Genomic DNA, 209 nt, shown 5'->3' with positions numbered 1-209 from the left:
GCTACCCCGGGGATAACAGGCTTATCTCCCCCAAGAGTCCACATCGACGGGGAGGTTTGGCACCTCGATGTCGGCTCATCGCATCCTGGGGCTGTAGGCGGTCCCAAGGGTTGGGCTGTTCGCCCATTAAAGCGGTACGCGAGCTGGGTTCAGAACGTCGTGAGACAGTTCGGTCCCTATCCGTCGTGGGCGTAGGAAATTTGAGAGGA

The 209-nt window shown here is 59.3% G+C and carries 1 rRNA gene; it reads left to right on the top strand.

Annotation, left to right across the window (positions count from 1 at the left end):
• A 23S ribosomal RNA gene (locus tag MR113_RS28220) occupies nt 1-209 on the top strand; the annotation flags it as partial.

This window comes from Bacillus cereus group sp. BfR-BA-01379 (assembly GCF_022663605.1).
GTDB classification, from domain to species: Bacteria; Bacillota; Bacilli; order Bacillales; family Bacillaceae_G; genus Bacillus_A; species Bacillus_A mobilis.
Note: the sequence above shows the minus strand (reverse complement) of the source record. Positions and strands in the feature narration are given on the sequence as shown.